The organism is Achromobacter mucicolens, assembly GCF_029866465.1.
Taxonomy (GTDB): Bacteria; Pseudomonadota; Gammaproteobacteria; order Burkholderiales; family Burkholderiaceae_B; genus Achromobacter; species Achromobacter mucicolens.
This window is the reverse complement of the sequence record NZ_CP123364.1, coordinates 4,909,029-4,934,598: the sequence shown is the minus strand read 5'-3', so window position 1 is coordinate 4,934,598 and position 25,570 is coordinate 4,909,029. Positions and strand designations below refer to the sequence as shown.

Genomic DNA, 25,570 nt, shown 5'->3' with positions numbered 1-25,570 from the left:
CTCCCGGCAAGGGCGCGGGTGCAAGCGGGCCCCGGTCGCGGAGGCGGGCGCCGGGCAGGGCGCGGGCCCGGCCGGTTCAGGGCCGCCTGCGCAGGCGGGCCATCACCTTAGAGGTCGACCCGCACCTTGCCCGCCTTCACCAATCCGGCCACGTCCCGGATTTCCGCCAGCAGCGCATCCTGCAGTTGCGCCGGGGTGCCGCCGGTGGGCTCAAACCCCTGTTCGGCCAGCTTGGTGTGGACGGATTCGGTTTTCAGGGCGCGGTTGATGCCCTGGTTCAGCGCCGCGATGGTGGCTTCGGGCGTGCCAGCCGCGCAGTACGTTCCGAACTGGATCTGCGCCGAAAACCCCGCAAAGCCGCTTTCGGCAACGGTGGGAATATCCGGATACTTCGGCAGGCGCTGCGGGCTGGTCACGGCCAGCACGCGCAGGCGGCCGGTCTTCAGATACGGTTCGACCGCGGCCACCGTGGCCACCACCACCTGGATCTGGCCGCCCAGCAGGTCGGTCATCATCGGGCCCGTGCCGCGGTACGGCACATGCAGCATCTCGATGCCGCAGGCGGCTTGCAGCAGTTCGGTGGCCAGGTGCTGGGGCGTGGCGTTGCCGGGCGTGCCAAAGGTCAGCGCCTTGGGCTCGCGCCGCGCCTGCGCAACCAGTTCGGCCAGCGTCTTGGCGGGCAGGTCGCTATTGACCGCCACCATGTAGGGCGAGCGTGCAATCGGGCAGACGGGCGCCAGCTGCTTGAGCACGTCTTCGGGCGGGCGGGCGTAATAGCGCACCGACGGCACCAGGCCGGCAAACAGCAGCATGCTGCCGTCTTTCGCGCCATTGGCCGTGTAGTCCGCGCCCAGCATGCCGCTGGCGCCGGGTTTGTTTTCCACGACCACGGGGCGATCCATCGCGCCTTCCAGCGCCGCGGCGATGACGCGGCCCAGCACGTCGGTGCCGCCACCCGGCGGGAACGGCACGATCACGCGCAGGGGCGCTTCGCGCGCGGCGGCCAGCCGCGGGGCGGCAGCGCCCAGCGGGGCCAGCGACATTGCCGCCAGGGTCTTGATGAGGGTTCTGCGGTCCATGTGTTCTTGTCTCCGTCCCCGCGTCGTGGCGGGGTTGTCGCGCATCGTCTCTGTCGGCGGACGATGTCAGGGTTCGGGGGAAATCAGTGTGGCGATTGCGTCGGCTAGGCCTTTGCGGCATGCGCCTGCGTCGAAGGCGTCTGGGCGGGATTCGCCACCACCGGATGCGCCGACACGAAGCTGCGAAGCGCGGCGGCCACCGTGCCCGGTTCCTCCACCGGCAGCATATGACGCTGGCCGGGGGCGACGCGGGCGCAGGCGCGGGGCAGGGCGCGCGACAGCTCGCGCGTCATCCGCGGGTTCGAGCCGACGTCGTGTTCACCGGTCATGACCAGCACGGGGCAGGCGATGTCCGGCGCGGCCTGCGCCAGCAGCGGGTCGCCCAACGCGAACAGCGCGTACGCGGACAGAAAGCTCTGGCGGTCGTTGCCGAGCAGGCGCTGTTCGATCTGCGCGACGCGCGCGGGCCGCGCGGCTTGAAAGGCCGGCGTGAACCAGCGCGTCAGCGACACCTTGGCGGCAGCTTCGGGGTCTTGCGTGGCCGCGGCATCCAGCCGGGCGCGCACGGCGGCGGCTTCTTCGTCCGTGCGCCGGAACACCGTATTCAGCAGCACCAGCCGGCTGACGCGTTCGGGGCGCGCCGCCGCGTAGGCGCCCGCGATCAGGCCGCCCATGGAATAGCCCAGCACGGTCGCGTGTTGCCAGCCCGCGCGGTCCAGTTCGGCATCCAGTTGCGCGATGAAGTCCTGGATGTCCGCCGGGCCGCGCAGCGCGGGCGCGGCGCCGTGGCCCAGCAGGTCATATCGCAGCACGTCGAAGTCCGGCTCAAGCAAGGGAGCCAGGTCGTCCCACAGCGTGTGGTCCAGGCCGACGCCGTGCAAGAGGACCAGCGGTTCGCCGCGGCCGGTGCGCCGCCGTTGCATGGTCATTTTGCGCGCGCCTCCTGTGCTTCCTGCTCCAGTTCCTTCATGTCTGAATAGCGGTTGCCGATGCGGTGATGCGGACGGCCCGAGGTGGCCGCGCCCAGCGCGATCACGATCTCGTCGGGCGCCGGCGCGTCGTTGATGGTGGTCTGCACCGTCAGGTAGTGCGACCGCAGGCCTTCGTCCAGCTTGTGCATCAGCGGCACGGAGATCACGCAGCCCGGTCCGCCGCGCATGTTGGTGAAGCTGAGATAGCTGGTGCCGCCCACCGCGTTGCGGTAGAAGTTGCCGAAACGCAGCGTGTGGATCAGCGCGGACGCATGTTCGACTTCGCCCGCGGTGCCGACGACGGCGGCCTTGCCGTAGGCCTCGATGTTGTCCGCCGAACCGGCCTGGCGCAGGATCTCGCCGACCAGCAGTTCGCCCAGCGGCGGCGCCGCTTCTAGGATGCCGGGCCGCAGGTCTTCTTGAAACGGCAGGCCGGCCCACGGATTGCGGATCACGGCGGCGGCCACGATCATCACCAGCGGGCGCTCGGCCGCGCGGCCGCCTTCAATGAGGGTTTTCTCGACGTAACTGACTACCTTGCGCACTTGCAGCGACATGCACTTGCTCCGAAATCGTGGGGATGAATGACGAACCCATTGTTCGACGCTGCGTGCGATTTTGACAATCCAAATTAACGTGAGCTAATTTCAGAAAATCCGAATTCAAGGCGGCTTTTCCCATGCCTACTTCCCTGAAGATTCAGCACCTGCGCCAGTTCCTGCTGGCCGCCGATCACGGCAGTTTTCGCGTCGCCGCGCAGGGCACGTTCCGGTCGCAGGCGGCGGTGTCGGCCGCCATGCAGGACCTGGAGCAACAGCTGGGCGCGCCGCTCTTTGAACCCGGCAAGCGCGCCCAGCTGACGGCGTTGGGCGAGGCGGTGGCGCCGTTGTTTCGCGAATTGCTGACCACGCATGACCGGGTGCTGGACGCGGCGCGGCAGTTCGGGACGGGCAGCCAGGGGCCGGTGGCGATGGCCGTCATGCCGTCGCTGGCCGACGAATGGCTGCCGCGGCTGCTCGCGCGCTTTGCGCGCACCCATCCTGACGTGCGGATCCGCGCGTTGGACGAAACCTCGCCCGAAGTGCACCGGCTGGTGCTGGCAGGCGAGGTTCAGGTGGGCGTGGCCGGGCAGGCCCCGCGCACGGACGAGGTGGCATTCACACCGGTGGCGCGGGACGCCTTCGGGCTGGTCTGCAAGAAAAGCCACCCGCTTGCGCGTCGGCGCGGCCCGGTGTCCTGGGCGGCGCTGGCCGATGAGCGGCTGATCGGCAACGCCACCTTTGAAACGTTGAAGAACCGTCAATTAGGCAGCGGCATCGACGACCCGGCGATCGTGGTATCCAACCGGGCTTCGCTATTGGCCAGCGTGGTGGGCGGCCTGGGCGTGACGGTGCTGCCGGTGCTGGCGCGGCCCGCGGCCGGCAGCGGGCTGGCGTTTGTGCCGCTGGCCGAACCCGTGGTCGAACGCATTGTCGGCGTGCTGACGCGCAAGGACGAGATGCTGCTGCCGTCGGTCGCCGCCATGCACGCGCTGGCACTGCGGTCGCTGGCGCAGTTCACGCGGCGCAAGGGTGCGGTGCTGGTGTAGGGCCGGTCAGCCTGCGGCGCCGGCTGGCGTCATCCGCCGCACGCATAAATCATGAACTGCCGGAAGGCCTCGGCCGGCTTGGCCATGGCCGCGCGCGGATGCCACAGCAGGCCGGCCTCCATGGGCGGCACGGCGTCGGTGATGGGCACGGCTTCGATTTTGCGTCCCTCCAGCGACCAGGGCCGGTAAACCATGTCCGACAGCATCGTGACGCCAAAGCCATGCGCGACCAGGCCGCGCAGCGCCTCCATCGACCGCGTGCGAAAGGCGATGTCGGGCTGCAGGCCGTGGCCGCGCCAATAACCCAGCGTGGATCGCTCGCCCTCGTCCATTTCAAGCAGGATGTAGGGATAGCGCGCGATGTCGGCAAGCGCGGGCGCGGCCGCCTGCGTCAGCGGATGCCCGGCCGCGGTCCAGAGCTGGCGCCTTGAGCGCACCAGCACGTGGTGGCCGAAGCGGTCGCGCTTGTCCACGTTGGACAGCAACGCCACGCCCAGCTCCACGTCGCCGCTTGCCACGGCCTGTTCGATCTCCGGGCGGTCCAGGTCCACCAGGTCCAGCACGACGTCCGGATAGCGCCGCCGGAACCGCGCCAGCAGGTCAGGCAGAAAGTACCCCAGCACCGTGTAGGACGCCGCGATCCGCACCGAGCCGCGCAGCGCATACCGCTGAAACCCGGGTTCGCGCAGCGCGTCGTCCAGGGAGTCGAGCACGTCGCGGGCGCGCTGGTGGAAGTTGTGGCCCTCGGGCGTCAACGTCACGCCGTGCGCGTGGCGGTCGAAGAGGCGCACGCCCAGTTGCGCTTCCAGCGCCAGCACGGCGTTGGTGACCGCCGACTGCGAGACGTGTTCGTCGGCCGCCGCCATGGAAAACCGCCCCGTGCGGGCGGCGGCGGCGAAGTACCGGAGTTGGCGGAGCGTGACGTCATTAGCCATGTGTTTTTCACATACCAGCTAGTCGAATATATGAATATACGATAGCTGTTCGCGTTCCTACACTGCGGAAAACACGTAAATGCCCGCACCGCAGATTGCAGGAGACAACCCCATGAACGCCCCTCTACCCCCTGGCGTGGCCGACACCCATGGCCTGTCGCTGGACGACAAATACGCGCAGCCCACCGGCCGCGTCTACCTGAGCGGCACGCAGGCGCTGGTGCGCCTGCCCCTGATGCAAAAGCAGCGCGACCAGGCGGCCGGCCTGAACACCGCCGGCTATGTGTCGGGCTACCGGGGATCGCCGCTGGGCGGCCTGGACCAGGCGCTCTGGAAGGCCAAGCGTCATTTGAAAGACAACGATGTCGTGTTCCAGCCCGGCCTGAACGAGGATCTGGCCGCGACCGCCGTCTGGGGATCGCAGCAGCTCAATCTGTTTCCCGGCGCGCAGCGCGATGGCGTCTTTGGCATGTGGTACGGCAAGGGGCCGGGGGTGGACCGGTCGGTGGACGTGCTCAAGCACGCCAACTCGGCCGGCACGTCCGCGCATGGCGGGGTGCTGATGCTGGCGGGCGACGACCACGCCGCCAAGTCCTCGTCGGTGGCGCACCAGTCCGAACACGTGCTGATCGCCAGCGGCATCCCGGTGCTGTACCCGTCCAACGTGCAGGAGTATCTGGATTACGGCCTGCATGGCTGGGCGATGAGCCGCCACACGGGCCTGTGGGTGGCGATGAAATGCGTGACGGACGTGGTGGAGTCCAGCGCCTCGGTGGACGTTGACCCGTCACGCGTGCGGATCGTGCTGCCCGAGGACAGCCTGCCGCCAGGCGGGCTGAACATCCGCTGGCCGGACTCGCCGCTGGCGCAGGAGGCGCGGCTGCTGGACCACAAATGGTACGCGGCGCTGGCCTATGTGCGCGCCAACAAGCTGAACCGCGTGGTGCTGGACTCGCCCAACGCGCACTTCGGCATCATGACGGCCGGCAAGGCGTATCTGGACGTGCGCCAGGCGCTAAACGACCTGGGGCTGGACGATGCGGCCTGTGCACAGGCGGGCATCCGCGTGCTGAAGGTGGGCTGCATCTGGCCGCTGGACGCGCAGGACGCGCGCGAATTCGCCACGGGTCTGAAGGAGATCCTGGTCGTCGAGGAAAAGCGCCAGATCCTCGAATACGCGCTCAAGGAAGAGCTGTACAACTGGCGCGACGACGTGCGGCCCCGCGTCTTCGGCAAGTTCGACGAGCGCGAGAACGGCGGCGGCGAATGGTCCACGCCGCGCGGCGGCTGGCTGCTGCCGGCGCGGTATGAGCTGTCGCCCGCGCTGATCGCCCGCGCCATTGCCGCCCGCCTCGAAAAAGCCAGCCTGTCCGACGCGTTGCGCGCGCGCATTGCGGCGCGCCTGGCCGTCATCGACGCGAAAGAGCGCGAGGCCAGCCGCCCCACGCTGGTCGAAGAACGCAAGCCCTGGTTCTGTTCGGGCTGTCCGCACAACACCTCCACGCGCGTGCCGGAAGGATCGCGTGCGGTGGCGGGCATCGGCTGCCATTACATGGCGATGTGGATGGACCGCAATACCGACACCTTCAGCCAGATGGGCGGCGAGGGCGTGGCGTGGCTGGGCCAGAAGGACTTCACGTCCGAGCGCCATATCTTTGCCAATTTGGGCGACGGCACGTATTTTCATTCGGGCCTGCTCGCCATTCGCGCGGCCATCGCGGCGCGCGCGCGCATCACCTACAAGATCCTCTACAACGACGCCGTCGCCATGACGGGCGGCCAGCCGGTGGACGGCGTCCTGACCGTGCCGCAGATCGCGGCGCAGATGCTGGCCGAAGGCGTCGTCAAGACGGTGGTCGTGACGGACGAACCCGACAAGTACACGGGCGCGCAGGCCTTGCCGGCAGGGGTGGAGGTCCACCACCGCAAGGCGCTGGACGACGTGCAGCGCGCGCTGCGCGACATTGACGGCGCCACGGTGCTGATCTACGACCAGACCTGCGCGACCGAGAAGCGCCGCCGCAGAAAGCGCGGCGAGTATCCCGATCCGCCCCGGCGCGCCTTCATCAACGAAGCGGTCTGCGAAGGCTGCGGCGATTGCTCGGTGCAGTCGAACTGCCTGTCGGTGGAACCGCTGGATACGCCGCTGGGCACGAAGCGGCGCATCAACCAGTCGTCGTGCAACAAGGATTTTTCGTGCGTGGAGGGATTTTGTCCCAGCTTCGTGACCGCCGAAGGCGCCACGCCGCGCAAGCCCGGCAAGCAGGGCGGCGCGCCGTCGCTGGCTGAGGTCCCGCTGCCCGGCCAGACTGTCATTGCACCGGGCGCGGCGTATCGCGTGGTCGTGGCCGGCGTTGGCGGCACGGGCGTGGTGACGGTCGGCGCGCTGATCGGCGCGGCCGCGCACATTGAAGGCAAGGGCGTGACCGTGCTGGACATGGCCGGGCTGGCGCAAAAGGGCGGGGCGGTGCTCAGCCACGTGCAGCTGGCCAACCGTCCCGAGGACCTGCACGCTACGCGCGTCGCGCTGGGCGAGGCCGACCTCGTGATTGGCTGCGATGCCCTGGTGTCGGCGTCGCCCGAGGTGCTGTCGCGCCTGCGGCCCGATCATGGCCGTGCGGTGGTCAACAGCAGCGCCGCGCCGACGGCCGCGTTTCTGTCGCAGCCCTCGTGGCGTTTTCCGGGGGCGCAGGCGCAGGCCGCGCTGACGCAGAGCACGGGCGGCAATTGCGACTTCCTGGAGGCCGGCCCGCTGGCCGAGGCCCTGCTGGGCGACAGCATCTACGCCAATCCGCTGCTGTTGGGATACGCGTGGCAAAGGGGTGGACTGCCGCTGTCGCTGGACAGCCTGCGCCGCGCGATCCAGATCAACGGCGTGTCGGTGGACAAGAATCTGGCTGCCTTCGAATTGGGCCGCCAGGCCGCGCATCGCGGCGTGGATGCGCTGCGCCCCGCGGCGGCCGAGCGGGTGGTGGCCATGCCGGAATCGCTGGACGCGCTGGTCAAGCGTCTGGCGGCACACGTGCGTGATTATCAGGACGAGGCCTATGCGCGTCGCTTCCTGACCGCGGTGGAGTCGGTGCGCGTGCGTGAAGCCGCGCTGGGCGACAAGCGGCAGGACGTGACGCGCGCGGTGGCGCGCAATCTTGCCAAGCTGATGACGTACAAGGACGAATACGAGGTGGCGCGGCTGCATGCCGATCCGGCTTTCAAGGACCGGCTGCGCGCGCAGTTCGAGGGCGAGCCGGGCCGCGACTACACGCTGCGTTACTACCTTGCACCGCCCATCCTGGCGCGTCGCGATGCGCGCGGGCGGCTGCAGAAGCGCGCGTACGGCGCCTGGATGGAATCGGCATTCCGGCTGCTTGCGCCCTTGAAGCGCGTGCGCGGCACGTGGCTGGACGTGTTCGGCAGAACGGCCGAGCGCCGCATGGAGCGCCAGCTCGCGGCTGACTATCTGGCGCTGGCGGACGAATTTGCCCGCACGCTGGACGCCTGCAACCGCGACGTGGCGCTGGAACTGGCCAACGTGCCAGATGCGATCCGAGGGTATGGGCATGTGAAGGAAAAGAGCGTCGAGCAGGCCCGGGTCCGGCAGGCCGGGCTGTGGGAGCGGTATCGCAGCGGCGGCGCGGACCGGCTGGCGGCCTGAGCGCGACGCCGGGCGGCCCGGCGCGCGGATGGCCTTCGGATACGCGGCGGGACCTCCCGTCCCATACCGCGAGGGGCGTGGTGTACGATCCCCCGGTCGATGCGGGGGCCGTCCCCGCCGCTCTCGTCCGATCCGCCATGGAAAGCATCCTACGCAAACTCGACCTGACCTCGCTGCGCCTTTTTGTGGCGGTGTGCCAGGAGAACAGCATCGCGCGGGCGGCCGAGCGCGAGTTCATCGCGCCGTCTGCCGTCAGCCGCCGCATCGCCGACATGGAAGCGCTGATCGGCCTGCCGCTCATCGCGCGCCATACGCGCGGCGTCTCGGTGACGCCCGCCGGGCAGACCGTCCTGCGCCACGCGCGCCAGATCATCGGCGACGTCGAGGCGATGGGGGCGGAGCTGTCGCGCTTTTATGAAGGCGTGAAAGGGCACGTGCGCGTGGTGGCCAACCTGTCGGCCATCGTGCAGTTCCTGCCCGAGGACGTGGCGGCGTTTCAGCGCCTGTTTCCCGACGTGGATATCGACCTGGAAGAGCAGCACAGCCCCGACGTGCTGCGCCTGGTGCGAGAGCGCGCGGCAGACTTCGGCATCTGCAACCGGATCGCTGGCGCGGACGGTCTGGAACAGCTGGATTACCGCCGCGACCGGCTGGCAGTGATGCTGCCGTCCGGGCACCCCAAGGCGGCGGCGCGGCAGCTCAGCCTGCAGGACATCGCCGACGAGACCTTTGTGGGCCTGCGCGAGAACAGCGCGTTGACGCAGCAGCTGGCGGCGCGGGCCGCCGAACTGGGCAAGACGCTATCGGTGAAGATCCGCGTGGCCAGTCTGGATGCGCTGTGCCGCATGACGCACGCGGGCCTGGGCATTGCCGTGATGCCGCAGCAGGTGGCCGAGCTGTACCTGCAGGCGTTGGACGTGGTGGTGCGTCCCCTGTCGGACGATTGGGCCCGGCGCCAGCTTTGCATCGTGTTTCCCAGCCAGGCGCAGCTGTCGGCCACCGCCGGGAAGCTGGTCCGGTTTCTGTCGCAGCAGGGCTGACGGGCAGCACCGTCGGAACCCGCCGTCGGAACCCGCCGTCGGAACCCGCCGTCCGAACCCGCCCTCGCCATTCGCGATGGCGGGGCTGCCGAGATGACACTTCGCCGTTGCCGGCGGCCTTCGTATAGTCAAGGCGCGTTCATCGCCGATACGGGGCATCCAGACCCCGCTGCGTCCCATACGGAGACATCATGACCCCCACCAGATTGCTCGTGAGCTGTGCGCTCGCGCTTGGCGTCCTTGGCGCGGCGCCTGCCGCGTCGGCGGCCGGCTACCCCGACCGTCCCATCCGTCTGATCGTGCCCACGTCGCCCGGCTCCACGGCCGACGTGGTGGCGCGCGTCGTGGCCGAGAACCTGGGCAAGACGCTGGTCCAGCCCATGATCGTGGAGAACCTGGCGGGCGCGGCCGGGATTCCGGGCACGCGCCAGCTGGTGTCGGCCAAGCCCGACGGCTACACCCTGGGCATCGTGTCGTCCAACCACGCCATCAATCCCAGCCTGTACAAGAGCCTGCCCTACGACTCGGTCAAGGACATCACGCCGATTTCCGTCATCGGCACGACGCCGCTGGTGGTCGTGGTGGCGGAGAACTCGCCGTATAGGACGATGGGCGACCTGCTCAAGGCCGCAAAGGAACAGCCCGGCAAGATCAACTACGGCTCGTCGGGAACGGGCAGCGTGCTGCATCTGGCCGGCGAGCTGCTCAAGTCCAAGGCGGGCGTGGACATGATGCACATCCCGTACAAGGGCGGCAACGCGCTGATCACCGACGTCATGTCGGGGCAGATCCAGGTCGCATTCCTGGCCACCCCGTCCGTGCTGGCGCAGGTGCAGGCGGGCAAGCTGCGCGCGCTCGCCGTCAGCACGCCCGAGCGCCTGGCCATCCTGCCCAACGTGCCCACGCTGGACGAGGCCGGCGTGAAGGGCTATTCGTACGATGCCTGGATCTCGCTGATCGGGCCGGCGGGGCTGCCCGCCGATGTCGTGCAGAAGCTGCAAGCCGCCACGCGCAAGACCATGCAGGAGCCGGCGGTGCTCAAGGCGCTGTCACCGCAGGGCTTTGTGGCGCAGGGCACCACGTCGGAGCAGGCGGCGCAGACGCTGGCCGCCGAGATCACCAAGAGCCAGACGCTCGTCAAGGCGGCGGGCGTCACCATCGAATGACCGAATTGCCATGACTGCCGTATCTGTACTCGACGCCCCGGCCCGCCTGCTGTTTCTAACGCAGGACCCAATCCGGGTGGCCGCGCAACTGGGCGGCGCGGCGCTGACCCTGCCCGAGGTCGCGCCGTTGCGCGACGACATTTCCACCGACGAGATCACGCCGGTGCCGATCCTGACGCACTTCGACGAGAAACTGGGCCGGTATCCGTATACGGGCTATCGGGCAGGCGACACCCAGCCCATCGGCATCGACGCGATCCGGCAGGCAGGCATCAACGTCGTGGTCGCGGGCAAGCGGTATGGCAAGGGCTCGTCGCGCGAGCACAGCCCGATGGCCGAAAAGTCCGCCGGCGTGCGGCTGGTGATCGCCGAGAGCTTTGAACGCATCTACCGCCAGAACGCCGACAACATCGGGCTCTACACCAGCACCGACATGGGGCTGGTGGCCCGTCTGCAGGCGGGCGAATGCATCACGGTCGACGAGATCGTGGCGGGTCGCGACGCGCTGGCTGCGGCCATCGTCAAGGCGGGCGGTCTGCTGGCGTTTGGGCAGGCGCAGTTGCGCGATGTGTCGGTGGCGGCCGGCCCGGTTGCCGGGCATCCCGCGGCCGATCCCGCCGCGCCGGACGTCGGGCCGCCGCGCACCCTGTTTGAAAAGATCATCCTGCGCCATCTGCTGCAAACGCCCGCCACCGCCGCCGACCCCCGGCAAGGCGACGGCGTCTTCCTGCGCGCGGACTGGCGGTTCATCCATGAGTACTACACCGGCATGGCGGCCCATATGCTGCATGCGCGATTTGGCCGACCCCTGCGTTTGGTGGATCCGGATCGCATCGTGGTGTTCGAGGACCACACGTCCTACGTCGAGGAAAGCCCCAATCATGTGCGCGCCGGCATCGTGCCCAACGTGCGCGCCATGTGCCAGGCGCAGCGCGACTTCGCCGACGCCTACGGCCTGCGCCAGCACCGGACGCTGACCGAAGCCGAGGCGGCGCGCGACACCGGCGCCAACGTGGCGGGCATCTCGCACGCCATGATGGCCGAACACTACGCGCTGCCGGGGCAGGTCGTCGTGGGCACCGACTCGCACACGCCGCACAGCGGCGCGCTGGGCTGCGTGGCCTTCGGCGTGGGCACCACCGACATGGCCAACGCGTTCGTCACCGGCGCGGTGCGGCTGACGCTGCCCGCGTCCTTGCGCGTCGAGCTGGACGGCGCGCTGCCGGCCGGCGTCACGGCCAAGGACATCGTGCTGCATCTTTTGGCGCTGCCCGAGATCCGGGCGGGCGCGGGCGTGGGCAAGGTGTTCGAGTTTGCCGGCCAGGCCATCGCGGCCCTGTCCATCGACGAACGCGCCACGCTGACCAACATGACCGCCGAATTGGGCGGCCTGACGGGCATCGTCGCGCCCGACGCCGAGACGGCGCGCTTTCTGCGCGAACGCCGCGGCGTGGACGCCGGGATCGAACCATGGATGCGCAGCGATCCGGACGCCGGCTACGCCGCCGTCCTGCGCGTGGACTGCGCCACGCTGTCGCCGCTGGTAGCGTCGCCCGGAGACCCCGGCAACGGCGTACCCTTGTCCAGCCTGACCGCGCGGCCGCGCATCGACATCGCGTATGGCGGCTCCTGTACCGCCGGCAAGCGCGAGGATTTCGACTACTACCATCAGGTGCTGGCGTGGGCGGTGGCGCGCGGCGTGCGGCTGCCGGACGGCGTGACGCTATATCTGCAATACGGCACCACGGCCGTGCGCGACTACTGCGTGGCGCGGGGCTACGACAAAACCTTTGCCGCCGTGGGCGCGCGCATCCTGCAGCCGTCCTGCGGCGCGTGCGCCAACTGCGGACCGGGGTCATCCACCGACGACTCGCAGGTCACGATCAGCGCCATCAACCGGAATTTCCCCGGCCGCTCGGGCCCCGGCAGCGTCTGGCTGGCCAGTCCGCCCACCGTCATGGCCAGCGCGCTGGCCGGCGAGCTGGTGTCGTTTGCCGAGCTGCAGGCGCGGTACTAGGGTTCCCCCCACTTCGCCCGCCGCGAAGCCCAGCTTCACAAATCCTTAATTGGCAGCCAATCCGGGCTGCGTCAGAGTGCGCAACAGAGAAAACGGCCGCCAGATGCCGTTTCCGGCCACGCGCTGCGCGTGGCCCCGCCGCAAGGCGCCTTCGCACGGAAAACACCTGTCGACGATGTGAACCCGGGACACACCGGGAGCTTGCTGATCGGCCGCGCCGTCCGGGCTGCGGCTTCCCCCTGTTGGTCCGAGGAGACAACAATGCGCAAGAGCTGGAAGGCAATGGTTGGGGCGGTGGCGGTCATGGCGGGCGGATGGGCACACGCCGCCGACGCGCCGCCGGTGGACGTGAAGCTGATGCAGCTGTCGGTGGGCAAGATCGAGTTGGACAAGGGCTTCATGACCGCCATGGTGGACGTGGGCACCAAGATCAAGATTCCGGTGCCGGCCTATGTGATCCAGCACCCGCGCGGGCTGGTGCTGTTCGACACCGGCATGAACCAGGCCACGGCCGATGGCAACTGCGCCAATTACTGGGGGCAGGGGCTGTGCGGCGCCTTCAATTCCATCCAGGGCCGCGACGAGGTCATCGACCGCCAGCTCAAGGCCGCCGGCTTTGACGTCAGCGACGTGAAGTACGTCGTGTACTCGCACTTCCATCTGGACCACGCCGGCAACATCAAGATGTTCCCCAAGGCCAAGCACGTCGTGCAGAAGGCCGAGCTGCGCGCCGCCTGGTGGCCAGAAAAATTCCAGCGCGCCGCGTATGTCATGAAAGACTTCGACACCACGCGCGACTACGACTTCATCCAGGTGGAGGGCGACTTCGACCTGTTCGGCGACGGCACCATCGTATTGCTGGACACCAAGGGCCACACGCAGGGCCACCAGTCGCTGCAGGTCAGGCTGCCCAAGACCGGCACGGTGCTGCTGGCCGCGGACGCCATCTACACGGGTGAAAACGAGGCCGGCGTCATCCCCGGCATCACCTGGAACACGGCCGCGTCCATGCAGGCCATCGACCGGCTCAAGCAGATCCGCGATGCGCGCCAGGGCCAACTCTGGTACAGCCACGACGCGGCGCAGCACGCGCAAAACGCCAAGACCAAAGTCTTCGACTGAAGGCCCTCATGGAGCCCGCCGTCGCCTTGCATCAGGTCAGCAAGTCGTTCGGGTCCCGTCAGGTCCTGGAATCCCTGAGCCTGTCCGTCAGGCCCGGGGAAATCCTGGGCCTCCTGGGACCGAACGGCAGCGGCAAGACCACCACGCTGCGCCTGATGGCGGGCTTTTACACGCCCGACAGCGGGCGCATCGCCATCCGGGGCCGCGAGCCCGCGCCGGGACGCGGCAACGCCGACATCGGCTATCTGCCCGAGCGCGCGCCGCTTTATGACGCGCTGACGGTGACCCAGTATCTGGAGTTCGGCGCCGGCGTGAAGGTGCAGGGCGGCGCCCGCGCCCGCCGCCAGGCCATCGAACGCGCCATCGACGGCTTTGACCTGCAAGGCGTGGCGCGCTCGGTGATCGGCCGGCTGTCCAAGGGGCAGCGCCAGCGCGTGGGGCTGGCGCAGGCCGTGCTGAACGACCCGCCGGTGCTGCTGCTGGACGAAGCCACCAACGGGCTGGATCCCGTGCAGATCGTGGAAGCCCGCGCGATGATCCAGCGCTGCGCCGAGGGCCGCGCGGTGGTGTTCAGCAGCCATTTGATGCAGGAAGTCGAGGCGCTGTGTTCGCGCATCGCGATCCTGCGGCAGGGCCGGCTGGTCCAGGACCAGCCGCTGGGTGGATCGCAGGCGGCGCTGCAAATGCAGCTGTCCCTGCCCGCGGCCGGGCATGCCGCCTTGCACGCAGCGTTGTGCGCGTGCCCGGGCGTGAAGGCGGTGGACATCACGCCGCTGGATGCCGGCGCCAGCAAGTGGCGGGTTACGTGGGACCCGCCGGGAGCAAGCGCGACTTCCAACGCGACCCCCAACGCCGCTGCCTGCGACGCAGTCATGCGCACCGCGCTGGCGCATGCGGAACTGCGTGCCGTGCTGCCCGCGCAGGAAGCGGTCGAGGCCCGCCTGCTGGCGGCGCTGGCGCCCAACGATCCCCCATTACGGAGACGCGCATGAAGGGTTTCGCGGCCTTGTACCGCAAGGAACTGCGCACCGACTTCGGCTCGCCCGTGGCGCTGGCCGTGGTGGCGGTGTTCTGGGCCCTGTCGGGCTATCTGTTCAGCTTCAACCTGTTCTTTGTGAGCACCGGGCAGATGGTGACGGCGTTTCACAACATGACCATCCTGCTGATGCTGGTGATGCCGCTGGTCAGCATGCGCGCCTTCGCGGAAGAGGCGCGGCAGGGCACGCTGGAATTGCTGCTGACGCTGCCGTTGTCGGACTTCACGCTGGTCGCGGCCAAGTATGCGGCGGGGCTGACCATGCTGGCGCTGATGCTGGCGGGCACCATGTCGGCGGTGTTGCCGCTGGCCTGGTACGGCGAGCCCGACTACGGCCCCATCGTGGGCGGCTACATCGGCGTGTTCCTGTATGGCGCGCTGTTCCTGGCGATCGGCATTGCCGTGTCCAGCGCCTGCTCGAACCAGATCGTGGCCGCCAGCGCCACGTGGGGCATCCTGGTGCTGTTGTGGTTCATCGACTATCCCGCCGCGCTGGACGCGTTTCCGGCGCTGTCGCCGTTCTTTCAGGCGTTGTCGCTGTCGGCCCAGCATGTGGACTTCATCCGGGGCGTGCTGCCCGGACCGGCCACGGTGACGCTCGCCAGCGTCACCGTGCTGGCCCTGATGGTGGCCTCGGTCAACCTGAAGCGCTGGAGGCTGCGATGAGCCCCGCCGTGCGCCGTGCCGGGCGGCGGTTGTCGCTGTGGCTGCCGGTGCTGGCCGTGGCCGCGCTGCTGCTGGCGCTGAACCTGTGGGCGTCGCGCAATCTGGGACGCATCGACCTGACCGCGCAGCGGGTCTACAGCCTGGCCCCGGAAAGCCTGGAGGTCGCGCGGCAGATCCGTCAGCCCGTCGAGGTGACGTGGTTCTACGACCTGCGCAACAAGAGCATGGTCGACGCGTTGGAACTCCTGCGGCAGTACGAGCGCGAGAATCCGCTGATCCGCGTGCGCGGCGTGGACCCCGCGCTGCGGCCCGCCGAGGCGCGCGCCGCCGGCATCCAGTTCGCGGGCAGTGCGGTGCTGGCATCGGGCGCGCGGCGCACCACCATCAACGGCGGCACCGAAACGGACTTCACCAATGCGCTCATCCGCATCAGCCAGAATGGGGCGCAGACGGTCTGCTTCACACAGGGCCATCGCGAGGCGACGCTCGACAGTCTGACGTCGCTGGACGACCTGGAAGATCACAGCAGCGACGAAAACCTGGTGGCGCGCGTCGAGGTACACGAACAGCACGGCATGGCGATGGCGCGCAACGCCTTGCAGACGCTGGGGTTTTCCACGCGCGCGGTGGGTGCGGGCAGCCTGGCGCAAGCCTTGCCGGGCTGCGCCGTGCTGGTGGCGGCCGGTCCGCGCACGCCGTTCGGCGACGACGATGCGCAAGCGCTGCGCCGCTGGACCGGCGCGGGCGGCAAGACGCTGTTGCTGCTGGAACCCGACACGCGGCACGGGTTGGACGGCCTGCTGGCGGACTTCGGCATCTCGCTCGCGCCGGGCGCGCTGGCCGATCCGGGCAGCCACTACCGCAACGATCCCGGCAGTCCCGCGGTCAGCGACTACACGCGCCACAAGATGACGCGCGGCCTGCCGCTCAGCTTCTTTCCCGGCGCGGCGGGACTTGAGCCGGCGGCAGACGCCTTGCCGCCAGGCGTGGTGGTCACGCCGCTGGCGCAGACGTCAGCCGCAGCGCATCCCCCGGGGCAGCCTGCCTCGCGCTACACGCTGATGGCGCTGGCCACGCGCAACGCGCAGGCCGCCAGCGCGGAAGGCGCGGTCCATCCCACGCTGCTGGTGGCGGGCGACAGCGACTTCGCCATCAACCGGCATTTCGCCACGCTGGGCAATGGCGCGCTCTTCACCAACGCCGTCACGCTGCTGGCGGGTGAAGACGCCTTGCTGACGATCCGGCCCCGTCATTACGAGAACCGCCGCGTGGAACTGACCAACCGCCAGATGCGCGCCGTGTTCTGGACCAGTACGGTGGCCCTGCCGCTGCTTGCGCTGCTGACGGGACTGCTGCTGTGGTGGAGGCGGCGTTGAAGGCCGGGCGCCTGCTGTGGCCCGGGCTGCTCACGGCCGGCATCGCCCTGTCGGCGTGGCAATGGCAAGAGGCCGTGCATGCCCCGGCGCATCATCACGGCCATACCCATCTGCACGACGACAGCGGCAAGCCCGCCAGGCTCTATGCGTGGGAGGCCGGCAAGGCCGCGCTGGTCACCCTGGACGGTCCGGGAGGATCGGTCCGCCTGACACGGCAGGCGCAGGGCTGGGTCGCATCCCCGGAGGGAACGGCGGCAGGCTTTGATGCGGCGGGCTTTGTGGCGCTGTTTTCGCAGGCGCGCAGCGACCGCACGCTCACGCCCGAGGACGGCGAAACCTATGGTCTTACACCGCCGCAGTTGCGCATCGATGTGCGCGATGCCGCGGGCGCGAGGCTTGCACAGCTGGACGTCGGCGCGCTTGCGCCGGATGGGCTAGGCCGTTATGTACGCCTGCCGGACGAGGCGCAGATCCGGATTATCCCGGACTATCAAACACGGGCGCCGCTGGCGGCGTTGGGGCAATCTACACCCACTCCATCGCTTGTTAAACCCGCCTTGCACAAAGATAAATAGCAGGCCGATTCACCCCTACCTATACTTCGCACACATACACAGGCGGACGTGCCCACGCCGTAGCGGGGCGGGCCTCCAGCCTGCAATAAAAGGGCCTCCCGGCGGCTGGCGCTGTGCGCCAATCAGCACGGAAAGGTTGATAACGAGACAAGGGCGCGCCGGGCGCGCCCGGGCGCAAGCCCGCACGCCGCGCGTGGCATGTTGAAATCGCCGCCGCCGTGCTCAGCGTATTGGGAGAAGACGCTTGACCTTGGATCTATTGCCTCTCGCCTTGGTGGATGGCGTGGCATACGCCAGTCTGCTGTTCCTGGTATCGATGGGGTTAACCCTGGTGTTCGGGGTGATGGGCATCCTGAACGTCGCGCACGGCGCGTTCTACGCCTTTGGCGGCTATGCCGCGGCCAGCCTCGTCATGTTCCTGGCGCCCAAGACCGACTCGCCCATCCTCCTGTTCGCGGCCTTGTTCGTGGCCGCCATCGCCATCGGGCTACTGCTTGGCAGCATCATGGAATTCGTCCTGATCCGCCGCGCACAGAACTACGACCCCATCCTCAAGCTGCTGCTCACCTTCGGCGCCTTCCTGATGCTGGAAGACATCCAGCGCATGCTGTGGGGCGCGCAGCCCTATAGCGCCAGCGAAGTCGTCAATCGCCTGGGCAACATCGAGATCGGCGATATCACCTACACGACGTATCAACTGGTGGTGGTGCCCGCCACGGCGCTGCTGGCCTACGTGTGCCTGGAATTCTTCCTGCGTCACACCAAGCTGGGCAAGCAGACGGTGGCCACCACGCACAACCGCGAAGTCGCCACGTCGCTCGGCATCAACGCCAAGAAGATCGGCTACGTCACCTTCGTGATCGCGACCATCCTGGGCGCCCTGGGCGGCGCGCTGGCCTCGCCCACCACCTCGCTGGTGCCGGGGGCGGGCACGGACATGACGGTGCTGTCCTTTGCCGTGGTCGCCACCGCGGGCCTCGGCCAGATCACCGGCGCGCTGATCGCCGCGCTGCTCATCGGCATCATCCGCGCCATCGCCGTGTACGCCGCGCCGGAACTGGAAGTCGCCGTGCCCTACATCATCATGGTGCTGGTGCTGATCATCCGTCCGCACGGCCTGTTCACCGTTGCCCAAGCGAGGACGATCTGATGAAAGTCCCTGTCCTGAGCGTGCTGGCCGCGCTGTTCACGCTGTTTCTTGGCTACACCTATTCCTGGACCATCACGCCCATCGTCATCGGCCTGACCTACGCGATTGCCGCGTTGGGCGTGTCGGTGATGGCGCGCGCCGGCCAGATCTCGTTTGGCCATGCCATGTTTGCCTGCATCTCGGCGTACACGGTGGCGTTCCTGGCCAAAGCCATGCCCGGCCTGGATGCGCTCGTCCTGATCCTGGCCGGCGTCGTCGCCAGCTTTGTCGCCGCCGTCGTCATCGGCCTGTTCGTCGTGCGTTACCGCGGCATCTTCTTCGGCATGTTGAACCTGGCGCTCAGCATGGTGCTGTTCGCGCTCCTGGGCAAGCTCTACACGCTGACCGGCGGCTCGGACGGGATGCGCATCGTGCGCCCGACCATGGCCGGCATCGTGATGGAGCGCGAATCCTTCGAACGCGCGTTGCTGGTGCTGACGCTGGTCCTGTCGCTGGTGCTGGCCTGGTGGGTGCAGCGCTACTTCCGATCGGGCAGCGGCCAGGCGCTGTCGGCCATCAAGACCAACGAAACCCGCATCGAATACCTGGGCTTTTCCGCCTACTTCATCATGTGGAAGGGCTACCTGCTGTCTGCCGTGGTGGTCGGCTTCTCGGGCGCGATCCTGGCGCTGATGCAGGGGCTGGTCACGCCGGAAATCGGCTCGTGGCTGCGTTCCGGCGAGTTCGTCTTCATCACCATCCTGGGCGGCGCGGGCCATGCCGCCGGCGCGTTCCTGGGCGCGGTGGGCTTCGAATCCGTCAAGCTCGTGTCCGCCGCCTACTTCCCCGGCCTGTGGCAATTCCTGCTGGGCCTGACGCTGATCCTGGTCATCTTCATGTTCCCCACCGGCTTCGTCGGCCAGATCACCAAGCGCATCCGGTCGCGGGAACGCGCCCAGCGCCGCGCGCAGGCGCCCCTGCAGGCCGCGGCAAGGAACTGACGATGAAACCGCTCATTCAAACCACCGACCTCTATCTGGCCTTCGGCGGCGTGGTGGCCGCCGACAACATCAACTTCGAACTGCACGAAGGCGAACGGCTGGCCGTGATCGGCCAGAACGGCGCGGGCAAGACGACCTTCATCAACATCTGCACCGGCTACCTCACGCCATCAAAGGGCAAGGTCTATTTCGACGGCAAGGACGTCACGGCGATGGCCCCGCGCAAGATCGTGCGGCTGGGCATGGGGCGCTCGTTCCAGCTTCCGCAGCTTTTTACCGAACACACCGTGCGTCAGTGCGTGCAGATCGCGGCCGCCCGGCGCAACAAGGAACTGAGCTGGTTCCGGTCGCTGGAAAGCACCATCGACGCCCGCGAGGTGGACGCGACGCTGGACCTGGTGGGCCTCTTGCCCGATGCCGACGAAGCCTGCATCGAGCTGCCCGAAGGCAAGCGCAAGCTGCTGGACGTGGCGATGGCGCTGGCGTTGCAGCCCAAGTTGCTGATCATGGACGAACCCACCAGCGGCGTTGCATCGGAAGACAAGTTCGCGCTGATGGAAACCGTGATGCACGCGCTGGACGAGCGCCGCGTCACCAGCTGGTTCGTCGAGCACGACGTGGACATCGTGTCGCGCTACGCCACCCGCGTGGCGGCCTGGATCGCGGGCAAGGTGGCCGCGGACGGCTCGCCCGAGGACGTCTTGAACAATCCGCAGATCAGAAGCGAAGTGCTGGGGGCCTGAACCATGTTGAACCTATCGGCCATCAACGTCGACCTGGCGGGCAATCGCATCCTGCGCGACGTCAGCGCCAACTTTGAAGCGTCCCGCACCATCGGCATCGTGGGCCGCAACGGCGCGGGCAAGACCACGCTCCTGCGCACCATCATGGGCCTGACGCGCATTCGTTCCGGCAAGATCGCGTTCGACGGCACCGACCTGACGTCGCTGCCCGGGCACAAACGCGCCGCCATGAAGGTGGGCTACGCGCCCGAGGACCGTGTCATCTTCCCGACCATGACGGTCGAGGAAAACCTGCATCTGCCGTGCGAGGTGCAGGGCCAGTCCAAGGCCGAGATCCAGGCCCGCATGGACACGGTGCTGAAGGTGGTGCCGCAGCTGGAACCGATGCTCAAGCGCTCGGGCTCCGCGCTGTCGGGCGGGCAGGGCAAGATGGTGGCGCTGGCGCGCGCCGTCATGGTCGGCACGCGGCTCTTGATGCTGGACGAGCCCTTTCAGGGGCTCGCGCCCAAGCTGGCGCGCGATTACACCGAGGCGCTGGGCCGCCTGAAGGAAATGCAGCCTGACCTGTGCGTGGTCATCACGGAATCCAACGTGAAGCTGCTGGGCGACATCCCCGACCAGATATGGACGATCGAGCGCGGCTCGATCACGCTGAACTGATACCCCACGGAGACATTTCCATGACGCAGATGATTATCGGCGGCCGCCAGGTCGATGCCCAGGACGGGCGCACGATCGAGGTCGTTTCCCCCGTAGACGGCGAGGTCTTCACCACCATCCCGCGCGGTCAGCAGGCCGACGTGAACGCGGCAGTGCAGGCCGCGCGCGACGCGCTGGAAGGCGCGTGGGGCGACATGACCGCGCTGGAGCGCGGCCGCCTGCTGATGCGCCTGGGCGAAAGCGTGCTGGCGCACCACGAAGAGCTGGCGCAGCTGGAGTCGCGCGACACCGGCAAGCCCATGTCCACCGCGCGCGGCGACATCACGGTACTGGCCCGCTACTTCGAGTTCTACGGCGGCGCGGCCGACAAGGTCCACGGCCAGACCATCCCGTTCCAGAAAGACTATTCGGTGCAGCTCATCCGCGAGCCGCTGGGCGTTACCGCCCACATCATTCCGTGGAACTACCCCGCGCAGATGTTCGGGCGCAGCGTGGCGCCGGCGCTTGCCATGGGCAACGCCGCGGTGGTCAAACCCGCCGAGGACGCCTGCCTGTCGATCATCCGCGTGGCCGAACTGGCCCTGGAAGTCGGCTTTCCGCCGGGTGCGCTGAACATCGTGACGGGCCTGGGCGAAGAAGCCGGCGCCGCGCTGTCGCGCCATCCCGGCATCAATTTCATCACCTTCACCGGCTCCAACGAAGTCGGCGTGCTGGTCCAGCAGGCGGCCGCCCTCAATGCGGTCAAGTGCGTGCTGGAACTGGGCGGCAAGTCGGCGCACATCGTCTTTGACGACGCCAGCTACAAGCTCGCCATTCCGGCCATCGTCAAGGGCATCGTCCACAACACCGGCCAGACCTGCACGGCGGGCAGCCGCCTGCTGGTGCAAAAGGGCATCTACGCGGACTTCATGAAGGCGCTGGGCGAGGAATTTTCCAAGGTGCGCGCCGGCACGCCGGACATGGACCTGACCTGCGGACCGGTCGTCAACAAGGCGCAATACGAGCGCGTCAACCGCTACATCGCCAAGGGGCTGTCCGACGGCTTGAAAGTGGCTGCCGAGGGCGGCATCGCGGACGGCGTGCCCAAGGGCGGCTTCTTCGTCAAACCCACGCTCTTTGCTGCAGCCAATCACGACAGCGACCTGCTCACGCAAGAGATCTTCGGGCCCGTGCTGGTGGCGCTGCCCTTCGCGGACGAGGCCGAGGCCATCCGCCTGGCCAACGCCACGGACTACGGCCTGTTGGGCGCGGTCTGGACGGAGAACGGCGGGCGCCAGCAGCGCGTGGCACGCGGCATCAAGTGCGGCCAGGTCTACATCAATGGGTTTGGCGCGGGTGGCGGCGTGGAGCTGCCCTTCGGCGGCGTGAAGAAAAGCGGCCATGGCCGCGAGAAAGGCTTTATCGCGCTGGAAGAAATGAGCACGACCAAGACCCTGATTCAGTTCTATGGCGAGTGATCGCCGCGCACAATACGGAGACAGAAAATGAGCCAGTTGCAAGGCAAGGTTGCGATCGTCACGGGCGGGGGCAACGGTTTCGGCGAAGGCATCGTCAAGCTGTACGCCAAGGAAGGCGCCAAGGTCGTGATCGCCGACATCAATAAAGAGGCCGCCGACCGCGTGGCCTTTGATATCGGCGACGCCGCGCTGGCCGTGAAGGCCGACGTGTCCAGCCGCGCCGACATCGACAACGTGGTGCGCGCCGCGCTCGACAAATTCGGTACTGTGGACATCGTGGTCAACAACGCCGCCATCACCCACAAGAACCAGCCGATGCTGGACGTGGACGAGGCCACCTTCGATCGCATGTTCGACATCAACGTCAAGTCGATCTACCACATGGCGCAGGCCGTCGTGCCTGTCATGCGCAAGCAAAAGCGCGGCGTGATCCTGAACATCGGGTCGACGGCCGGCATCCGGCCGCGCCCCGGACTCAGCTGGTACAACGCGTCCAAAGGCGCGGTCAACGTGCTGTCCAAGTCGATGGCCGTGGAGCTGGGCGGCGAAGGCATCCGCGTCAACGCCATCTGCCCGGTCATGGGCGTGACCGGCATGTTCGAACTCTTCATGGGCCTGCCCGACACGCCCGAGAACCGCGCCAAATTCGTGTCTACCATTCCGCTCGGCCGCTTCTGCCAGCCGTCCGACGTGGCCGCGGCCGCGCTGTTCCTGGCCAGCGACGCCGCCGAGTTCATCACCGGCGTGGAGTTCCCTGTCGACGGCGGGCGCACGGTATAGGGTTGGGCGCCGGCTTGCCGGGGTCGCAAGACTCCGCTCGCGCCGGCACGCCGGATGCCGCGACCGCCCGCGGTCCGGATCACTTCTGTGGATGAAGACGCATGAAAATCAAAGCGGCGTTATTGCGGCAAGTGGGGGTCGAAGGACCGTACGCGCAGTCCCGGCCCCTGACCATTGCGGACATCGAGCTGGACCCGCCGGGCGTTGGCGAGGTGCTGGTCAGAATCCGTGCGGCAGGGCTGTGCCATTCGGACCTGTCCGTCATCAACGGCGACCGCCCGCGCGGCGTGCCGATCGTGCTGGGCCATGAATCGTCGGGCGAAGTCGTCGAGACCGGCCCCGGCGTCACGGACCTGAAGGCCGGCGATCACGTCGCCATGGTGTTCGTGCCCAGCTGCGGCTGCTGCAACCCCTGCATGGAAGGCCGGCCCGCGCTGTGCGAACCCGGCGCCGTGGCCAACACGAAAGGAACGCTGCTGGGCGGCGAGCGCCGGCTGCACATCGGCGGCGAATACATCAACCATCACACCGGCGTGTCCTGCTTTGCGGAATACGCCGTGGTGTCGCGGCGCTCGTGCGTCAAGGTGAATGTGGAACTCAGCCACCGCGAGGCCGCGCTGTTCGGCTGCGCCGTGCTGACCGGCGCCGGGGCCGTCATCAACCGCGCCCGCATCAAGATGGGCGACACGGCCGCGATCGTCGGGCTGGGTGGCGTGGGCCTGAGCGCACTGCTGGCGGCGGTGGCCGCCGGCGCGCGCCGGGTGGTCGCCATCGACCTCAGCGACGAGAAGCTGGCGCTGGCGAAAGAACTGGGCGCCACGCACCTCGTCAACCCAAAACAGATCAAGACCGACGACGACCTCGTGGATCTGGCCGGCGGCCGTGTGGACTTCGGCTTTGACATGGCCGGCGCCGTGCCGGCCTTCGAAACCGCCTACAAGCTCACGCGCCGCGGCGGGGCGACGGTCACCTCCGGCCTGCCCAATCCCAAGTTCAGCTTTCCGCTGTCGCTGTCGCAGATGGTGGGCGAAGAGCGCGAGATCCGGGGCAGCTACCTGGGCTCGGGCGTGCCCGCCATCGACATCAGCCGCTACATCGACCTGTACAAGGCCGGCCGCCTGCCGGTCGACAGGATGATGGGGCAATCGTTTTCGCTGGACCAGATCAACGAGGGGTTCGATCACCTCGCCACCGGCGGCAGCCTGCGCGACGCCATCGTTTTCTAAGGGCACAGACCCGATCAACAACACTGGAGACAACACCATGAAGACCTCAAGACTGGCGGCCTTGCTGGGCGCCACCCTGCTGTCGGGCCTGACCACGCTGGCCATCGCCGCCGACAAGCCCAAGGAACTGAACGTCGGCATCTCGACCTTCCTGTCGGGCTCGGCGTCCGTATTCGGCGTGCCGGCGCGCGATGCGGCCGACATCCTGATCGAAGAGATCAACGCCGGCGGCGGCATCGACGGCGTCAAGATCGTGCCCAGCTATATCGACGAAGGCGGCGGCGGCGAAAAGCTCTTGTCCGAATACCGCCGTCTGGCCGAAGGCGGCACGCGCGTGATGCTGTCGGCCATTTCCAGCGGCCACTGCAACATCGTCGCGCCCGTGGCCGAGGACCTGAAGGTGCTGAACGTGCTGTGGGACTGCGGCACGGAGAAGGCGCTGGAAGGAAAGAAGTACAAGTACGTAGTGCGTACGCAGGCCAACGCCACCACCGAAATGGTCGCGCAGGTGCTGTACCTGATGAAGGTCAAGCCCGACTTCAAGACCATCGCCATCGTGAACCAGGACTACGCCTGGGGCCGCGATTCGCGCGACATCTTCCTGGCCGCGCTCAAGAAGTTCAAGCCCGACGTCAAGGTCGTTGCCGAGATGTTCCCCAAGTTCGGCGCCGCCGACTTCTCCACCGAAATCAGCCGCTTGCAGGCGCTGCGCCCGGATGTCATCGTCTCCACATCGTGGGGCGGCGACCTGGACAACTTCGTGCGCCAGGCCTCGCAACGCAACCTGTTCAAGAACTCCACCTTCGTGCTGTCGCTGGCCGAAAGCTCGCTGGAACGCCTGGGCAATGCCCTGCCCGAAGGCGTCCTGGTCGGCGCGCGCGGCGATCACTACTTCCTGCACCCGGAAACCAAGGACGATCCCAAGCACCAGGCCTTCGTGAAGAAATTCCACGACAAGACCGGCGCCTATCCGATCTACTCGGTCTATCACATGGTGCAAGGCATCTACGGCCTGAAAGCCGGCTACGAAAAGGCCATCAAGGACAACGGCGGCAACTGGCCCACGCCTGAACAGGTGGCCGCCGCCATGCACGACGTCAGCTTCAAGGGCTACGGCCGCGAAGTGAAGATGCACCGCGCCGACGGCCAGGCCTTGGAAGCGCAACTGTTCGGCGTGACCAAGAAGAGCGACAAGTACCCGTTCAAGGTCCTGTCCGACATCACCATCGTGCCGGCTGAGCTGGTGACGCCCGGGGTGACGGATACGTCGATGGCGTGGATCGAAAAGAGCCTGACGCCTGAGGTGTTGAAAAGCGACCAGATCAAGGTGTTCCCGAACTGATCGGGATGG

General features: G+C 67.9%; 22 protein-coding genes. 18 read left to right on the top strand and 4 right to left on the bottom strand.

Annotated elements, in window-relative coordinates; genetic code table 11:
- Positions 1–107: 107 nt before the first annotated feature.
- From QEP15_RS22460 to QEP15_RS22450, 3 genes are all read right to left on the bottom strand, one after another.
- Positions 108–1,079 carry a Bug family tripartite tricarboxylate transporter substrate binding protein gene (locus tag QEP15_RS22460; RefSeq protein ID WP_253857425.1) on the bottom strand — a complete coding sequence of 324 codons (972 nt, stop codon included), beginning with the start codon at positions 1,077–1,079 and terminating at the stop codon, positions 108–110.
- Positions 1,080–1,183: 104 nt separating this feature from the next.
- Positions 1,184–2,008 carry an alpha/beta fold hydrolase gene (locus QEP15_RS22455; RefSeq protein ID WP_253857427.1) on the bottom strand — a complete coding sequence of 275 codons (825 nt, stop codon included), beginning with the start codon at positions 2,006–2,008 and terminating at the stop codon, positions 1,184–1,186.
- Positions 2,005–2,607: an amino acid synthesis family protein gene (locus tag QEP15_RS22450; RefSeq protein WP_056325045.1), complete on the bottom strand. Its 603-nt coding sequence runs from the start codon at positions 2,605–2,607 to the stop codon at positions 2,005–2,007. Before QEP15_RS22450 ends, QEP15_RS22455 begins: the two co-directional genes overlap by 4 nt.
- A 122-nt stretch (positions 2,608–2,729) precedes the next feature.
- On the opposite strand from QEP15_RS22450, the gene QEP15_RS22445 reads away from it, so the two are divergent.
- Complete coding sequence (locus QEP15_RS22445; protein WP_280148097.1) at positions 2,730–3,638, top strand: LysR family transcriptional regulator; 909 nt, start codon at positions 2,730–2,732, stop codon at positions 3,636–3,638.
- 29 nt (positions 3,639–3,667) lie between these two features.
- Here QEP15_RS22445 and QEP15_RS22440 read toward each other — a convergent pair whose 3' ends face one another.
- Positions 3,668–4,573, bottom strand: a complete 906-nt coding sequence (locus QEP15_RS22440) for a LysR family transcriptional regulator (RefSeq protein ID WP_180097714.1) — start codon at positions 4,571–4,573, stop codon at positions 3,668–3,670.
- Positions 4,574–4,685: 112 nt separating this feature from the next.
- Here QEP15_RS22440 and QEP15_RS22435 point away from each other — a divergent pair, with 112 nt between their 5' ends.
- The 17 genes from QEP15_RS22435 (at position 4,686) to QEP15_RS22355 (ending at position 25,561) form a co-directional block, all read left to right on the top strand.
- Positions 4,686–8,225: an indolepyruvate ferredoxin oxidoreductase family protein gene (locus tag QEP15_RS22435; protein WP_280148096.1), complete on the top strand. Its 3,540-nt coding sequence runs from the start codon at positions 4,686–4,688 to the stop codon at positions 8,223–8,225.
- 137 nt (positions 8,226–8,362) lie between these two features.
- Positions 8,363–9,265, top strand: a complete 903-nt coding sequence (locus tag QEP15_RS22430; protein ID WP_280148095.1) for a LysR family transcriptional regulator — start codon at positions 8,363–8,365, stop codon at positions 9,263–9,265.
- Between the two features lie 191 nt (positions 9,266–9,456).
- Positions 9,457–10,431, top strand: coding sequence for a Bug family tripartite tricarboxylate transporter substrate binding protein (locus tag QEP15_RS22425; RefSeq protein WP_280148094.1), 975 nt, complete (start codon positions 9,457–9,459; stop codon positions 10,429–10,431).
- 10 nt (positions 10,432–10,441) lie between these two features.
- Positions 10,442–12,448, top strand: a complete 2,007-nt coding sequence (locus tag QEP15_RS22420) for an aconitase family protein (RefSeq protein ID WP_280148093.1) — start codon at positions 10,442–10,444, stop codon at positions 12,446–12,448.
- A gap of 261 nt (positions 12,449–12,709) precedes the next feature.
- Positions 12,710–13,570 (top strand): N-acyl homoserine lactonase family protein, encoded by an 861-nt coding sequence (locus QEP15_RS22415; protein WP_280148092.1) that lies wholly within the window; start codon positions 12,710–12,712, stop codon positions 13,568–13,570.
- 8 nt (positions 13,571–13,578) lie between these two features.
- Complete coding sequence (locus QEP15_RS22410; protein WP_280148091.1) at positions 13,579–14,562, top strand: ABC transporter ATP-binding protein; 984 nt, start codon at positions 13,579–13,581, stop codon at positions 14,560–14,562.
- Positions 14,559–15,272 (top strand): ABC transporter permease, encoded by a 714-nt coding sequence (locus QEP15_RS22405; protein WP_056325070.1) that lies wholly within the window; start codon positions 14,559–14,561, stop codon positions 15,270–15,272. The genes QEP15_RS22410 and QEP15_RS22405 overlap by 4 nt, the downstream gene beginning before the upstream one ends.
- Positions 15,269–16,648: a GldG family protein gene (locus QEP15_RS22400; protein WP_280148090.1), complete on the top strand. Its 1,380-nt coding sequence runs from the start codon at positions 15,269–15,271 to the stop codon at positions 16,646–16,648. Before QEP15_RS22405 ends, QEP15_RS22400 begins: the two co-directional genes overlap by 4 nt.
- Positions 16,645–17,223: a DUF4340 domain-containing protein gene (locus QEP15_RS22395; protein WP_280148089.1), complete on the top strand. Its 579-nt coding sequence runs from the start codon at positions 16,645–16,647 to the stop codon at positions 17,221–17,223. Before QEP15_RS22400 ends, QEP15_RS22395 begins: the two co-directional genes overlap by 4 nt.
- Positions 17,224–17,467: 244 nt before the next feature.
- Entirely contained in the window at positions 17,468–18,373 is a 906-nt protein-coding gene (locus QEP15_RS22390; RefSeq protein ID WP_056325078.1) for a branched-chain amino acid ABC transporter permease, read from the top strand.
- Positions 18,373–19,353, top strand: coding sequence for a branched-chain amino acid ABC transporter permease (locus tag QEP15_RS22385; protein ID WP_056325080.1), 981 nt, complete (start codon positions 18,373–18,375; stop codon positions 19,351–19,353). Before QEP15_RS22390 ends, QEP15_RS22385 begins: the two co-directional genes overlap by 1 nt.
- A 2-nt stretch (positions 19,354–19,355) precedes the next feature.
- Positions 19,356–20,096 carry an ABC transporter ATP-binding protein gene (locus tag QEP15_RS22380; RefSeq protein WP_056325083.1) on the top strand — a complete coding sequence of 247 codons (741 nt, stop codon included), beginning with the start codon at positions 19,356–19,358 and terminating at the stop codon, positions 20,094–20,096.
- A gap of 3 nt (positions 20,097–20,099) precedes the next feature.
- On the top strand, positions 20,100–20,756 hold the full coding sequence (locus QEP15_RS22375; RefSeq protein ID WP_063956832.1) for an ABC transporter ATP-binding protein: 657 nt from the start codon (positions 20,100–20,102) through the stop codon (positions 20,754–20,756).
- A gap of 20 nt (positions 20,757–20,776) precedes the next feature.
- Positions 20,777–22,213, top strand: coding sequence for an aldehyde dehydrogenase family protein (locus tag QEP15_RS22370; RefSeq protein WP_253857440.1), 1,437 nt, complete (start codon positions 20,777–20,779; stop codon positions 22,211–22,213).
- A gap of 27 nt (positions 22,214–22,240) precedes the next feature.
- Entirely contained in the window at positions 22,241–22,993 is a 753-nt protein-coding gene (locus QEP15_RS22365; protein ID WP_062839932.1) for a glucose 1-dehydrogenase, read from the top strand.
- A 101-nt stretch (positions 22,994–23,094) separates the two neighbouring features.
- Positions 23,095–24,219, top strand: coding sequence for a zinc-dependent alcohol dehydrogenase family protein (locus tag QEP15_RS22360; RefSeq protein ID WP_280148088.1), 1,125 nt, complete (start codon positions 23,095–23,097; stop codon positions 24,217–24,219).
- Positions 24,220–24,256: 37 nt separating this feature from the next.
- Entirely contained in the window at positions 24,257–25,561 is a 1,305-nt protein-coding gene (locus QEP15_RS22355) for an ABC transporter substrate-binding protein (RefSeq protein WP_253857444.1), read from the top strand.
- The last annotated feature ends 9 nt before the right edge of the window (positions 25,562–25,570 follow it).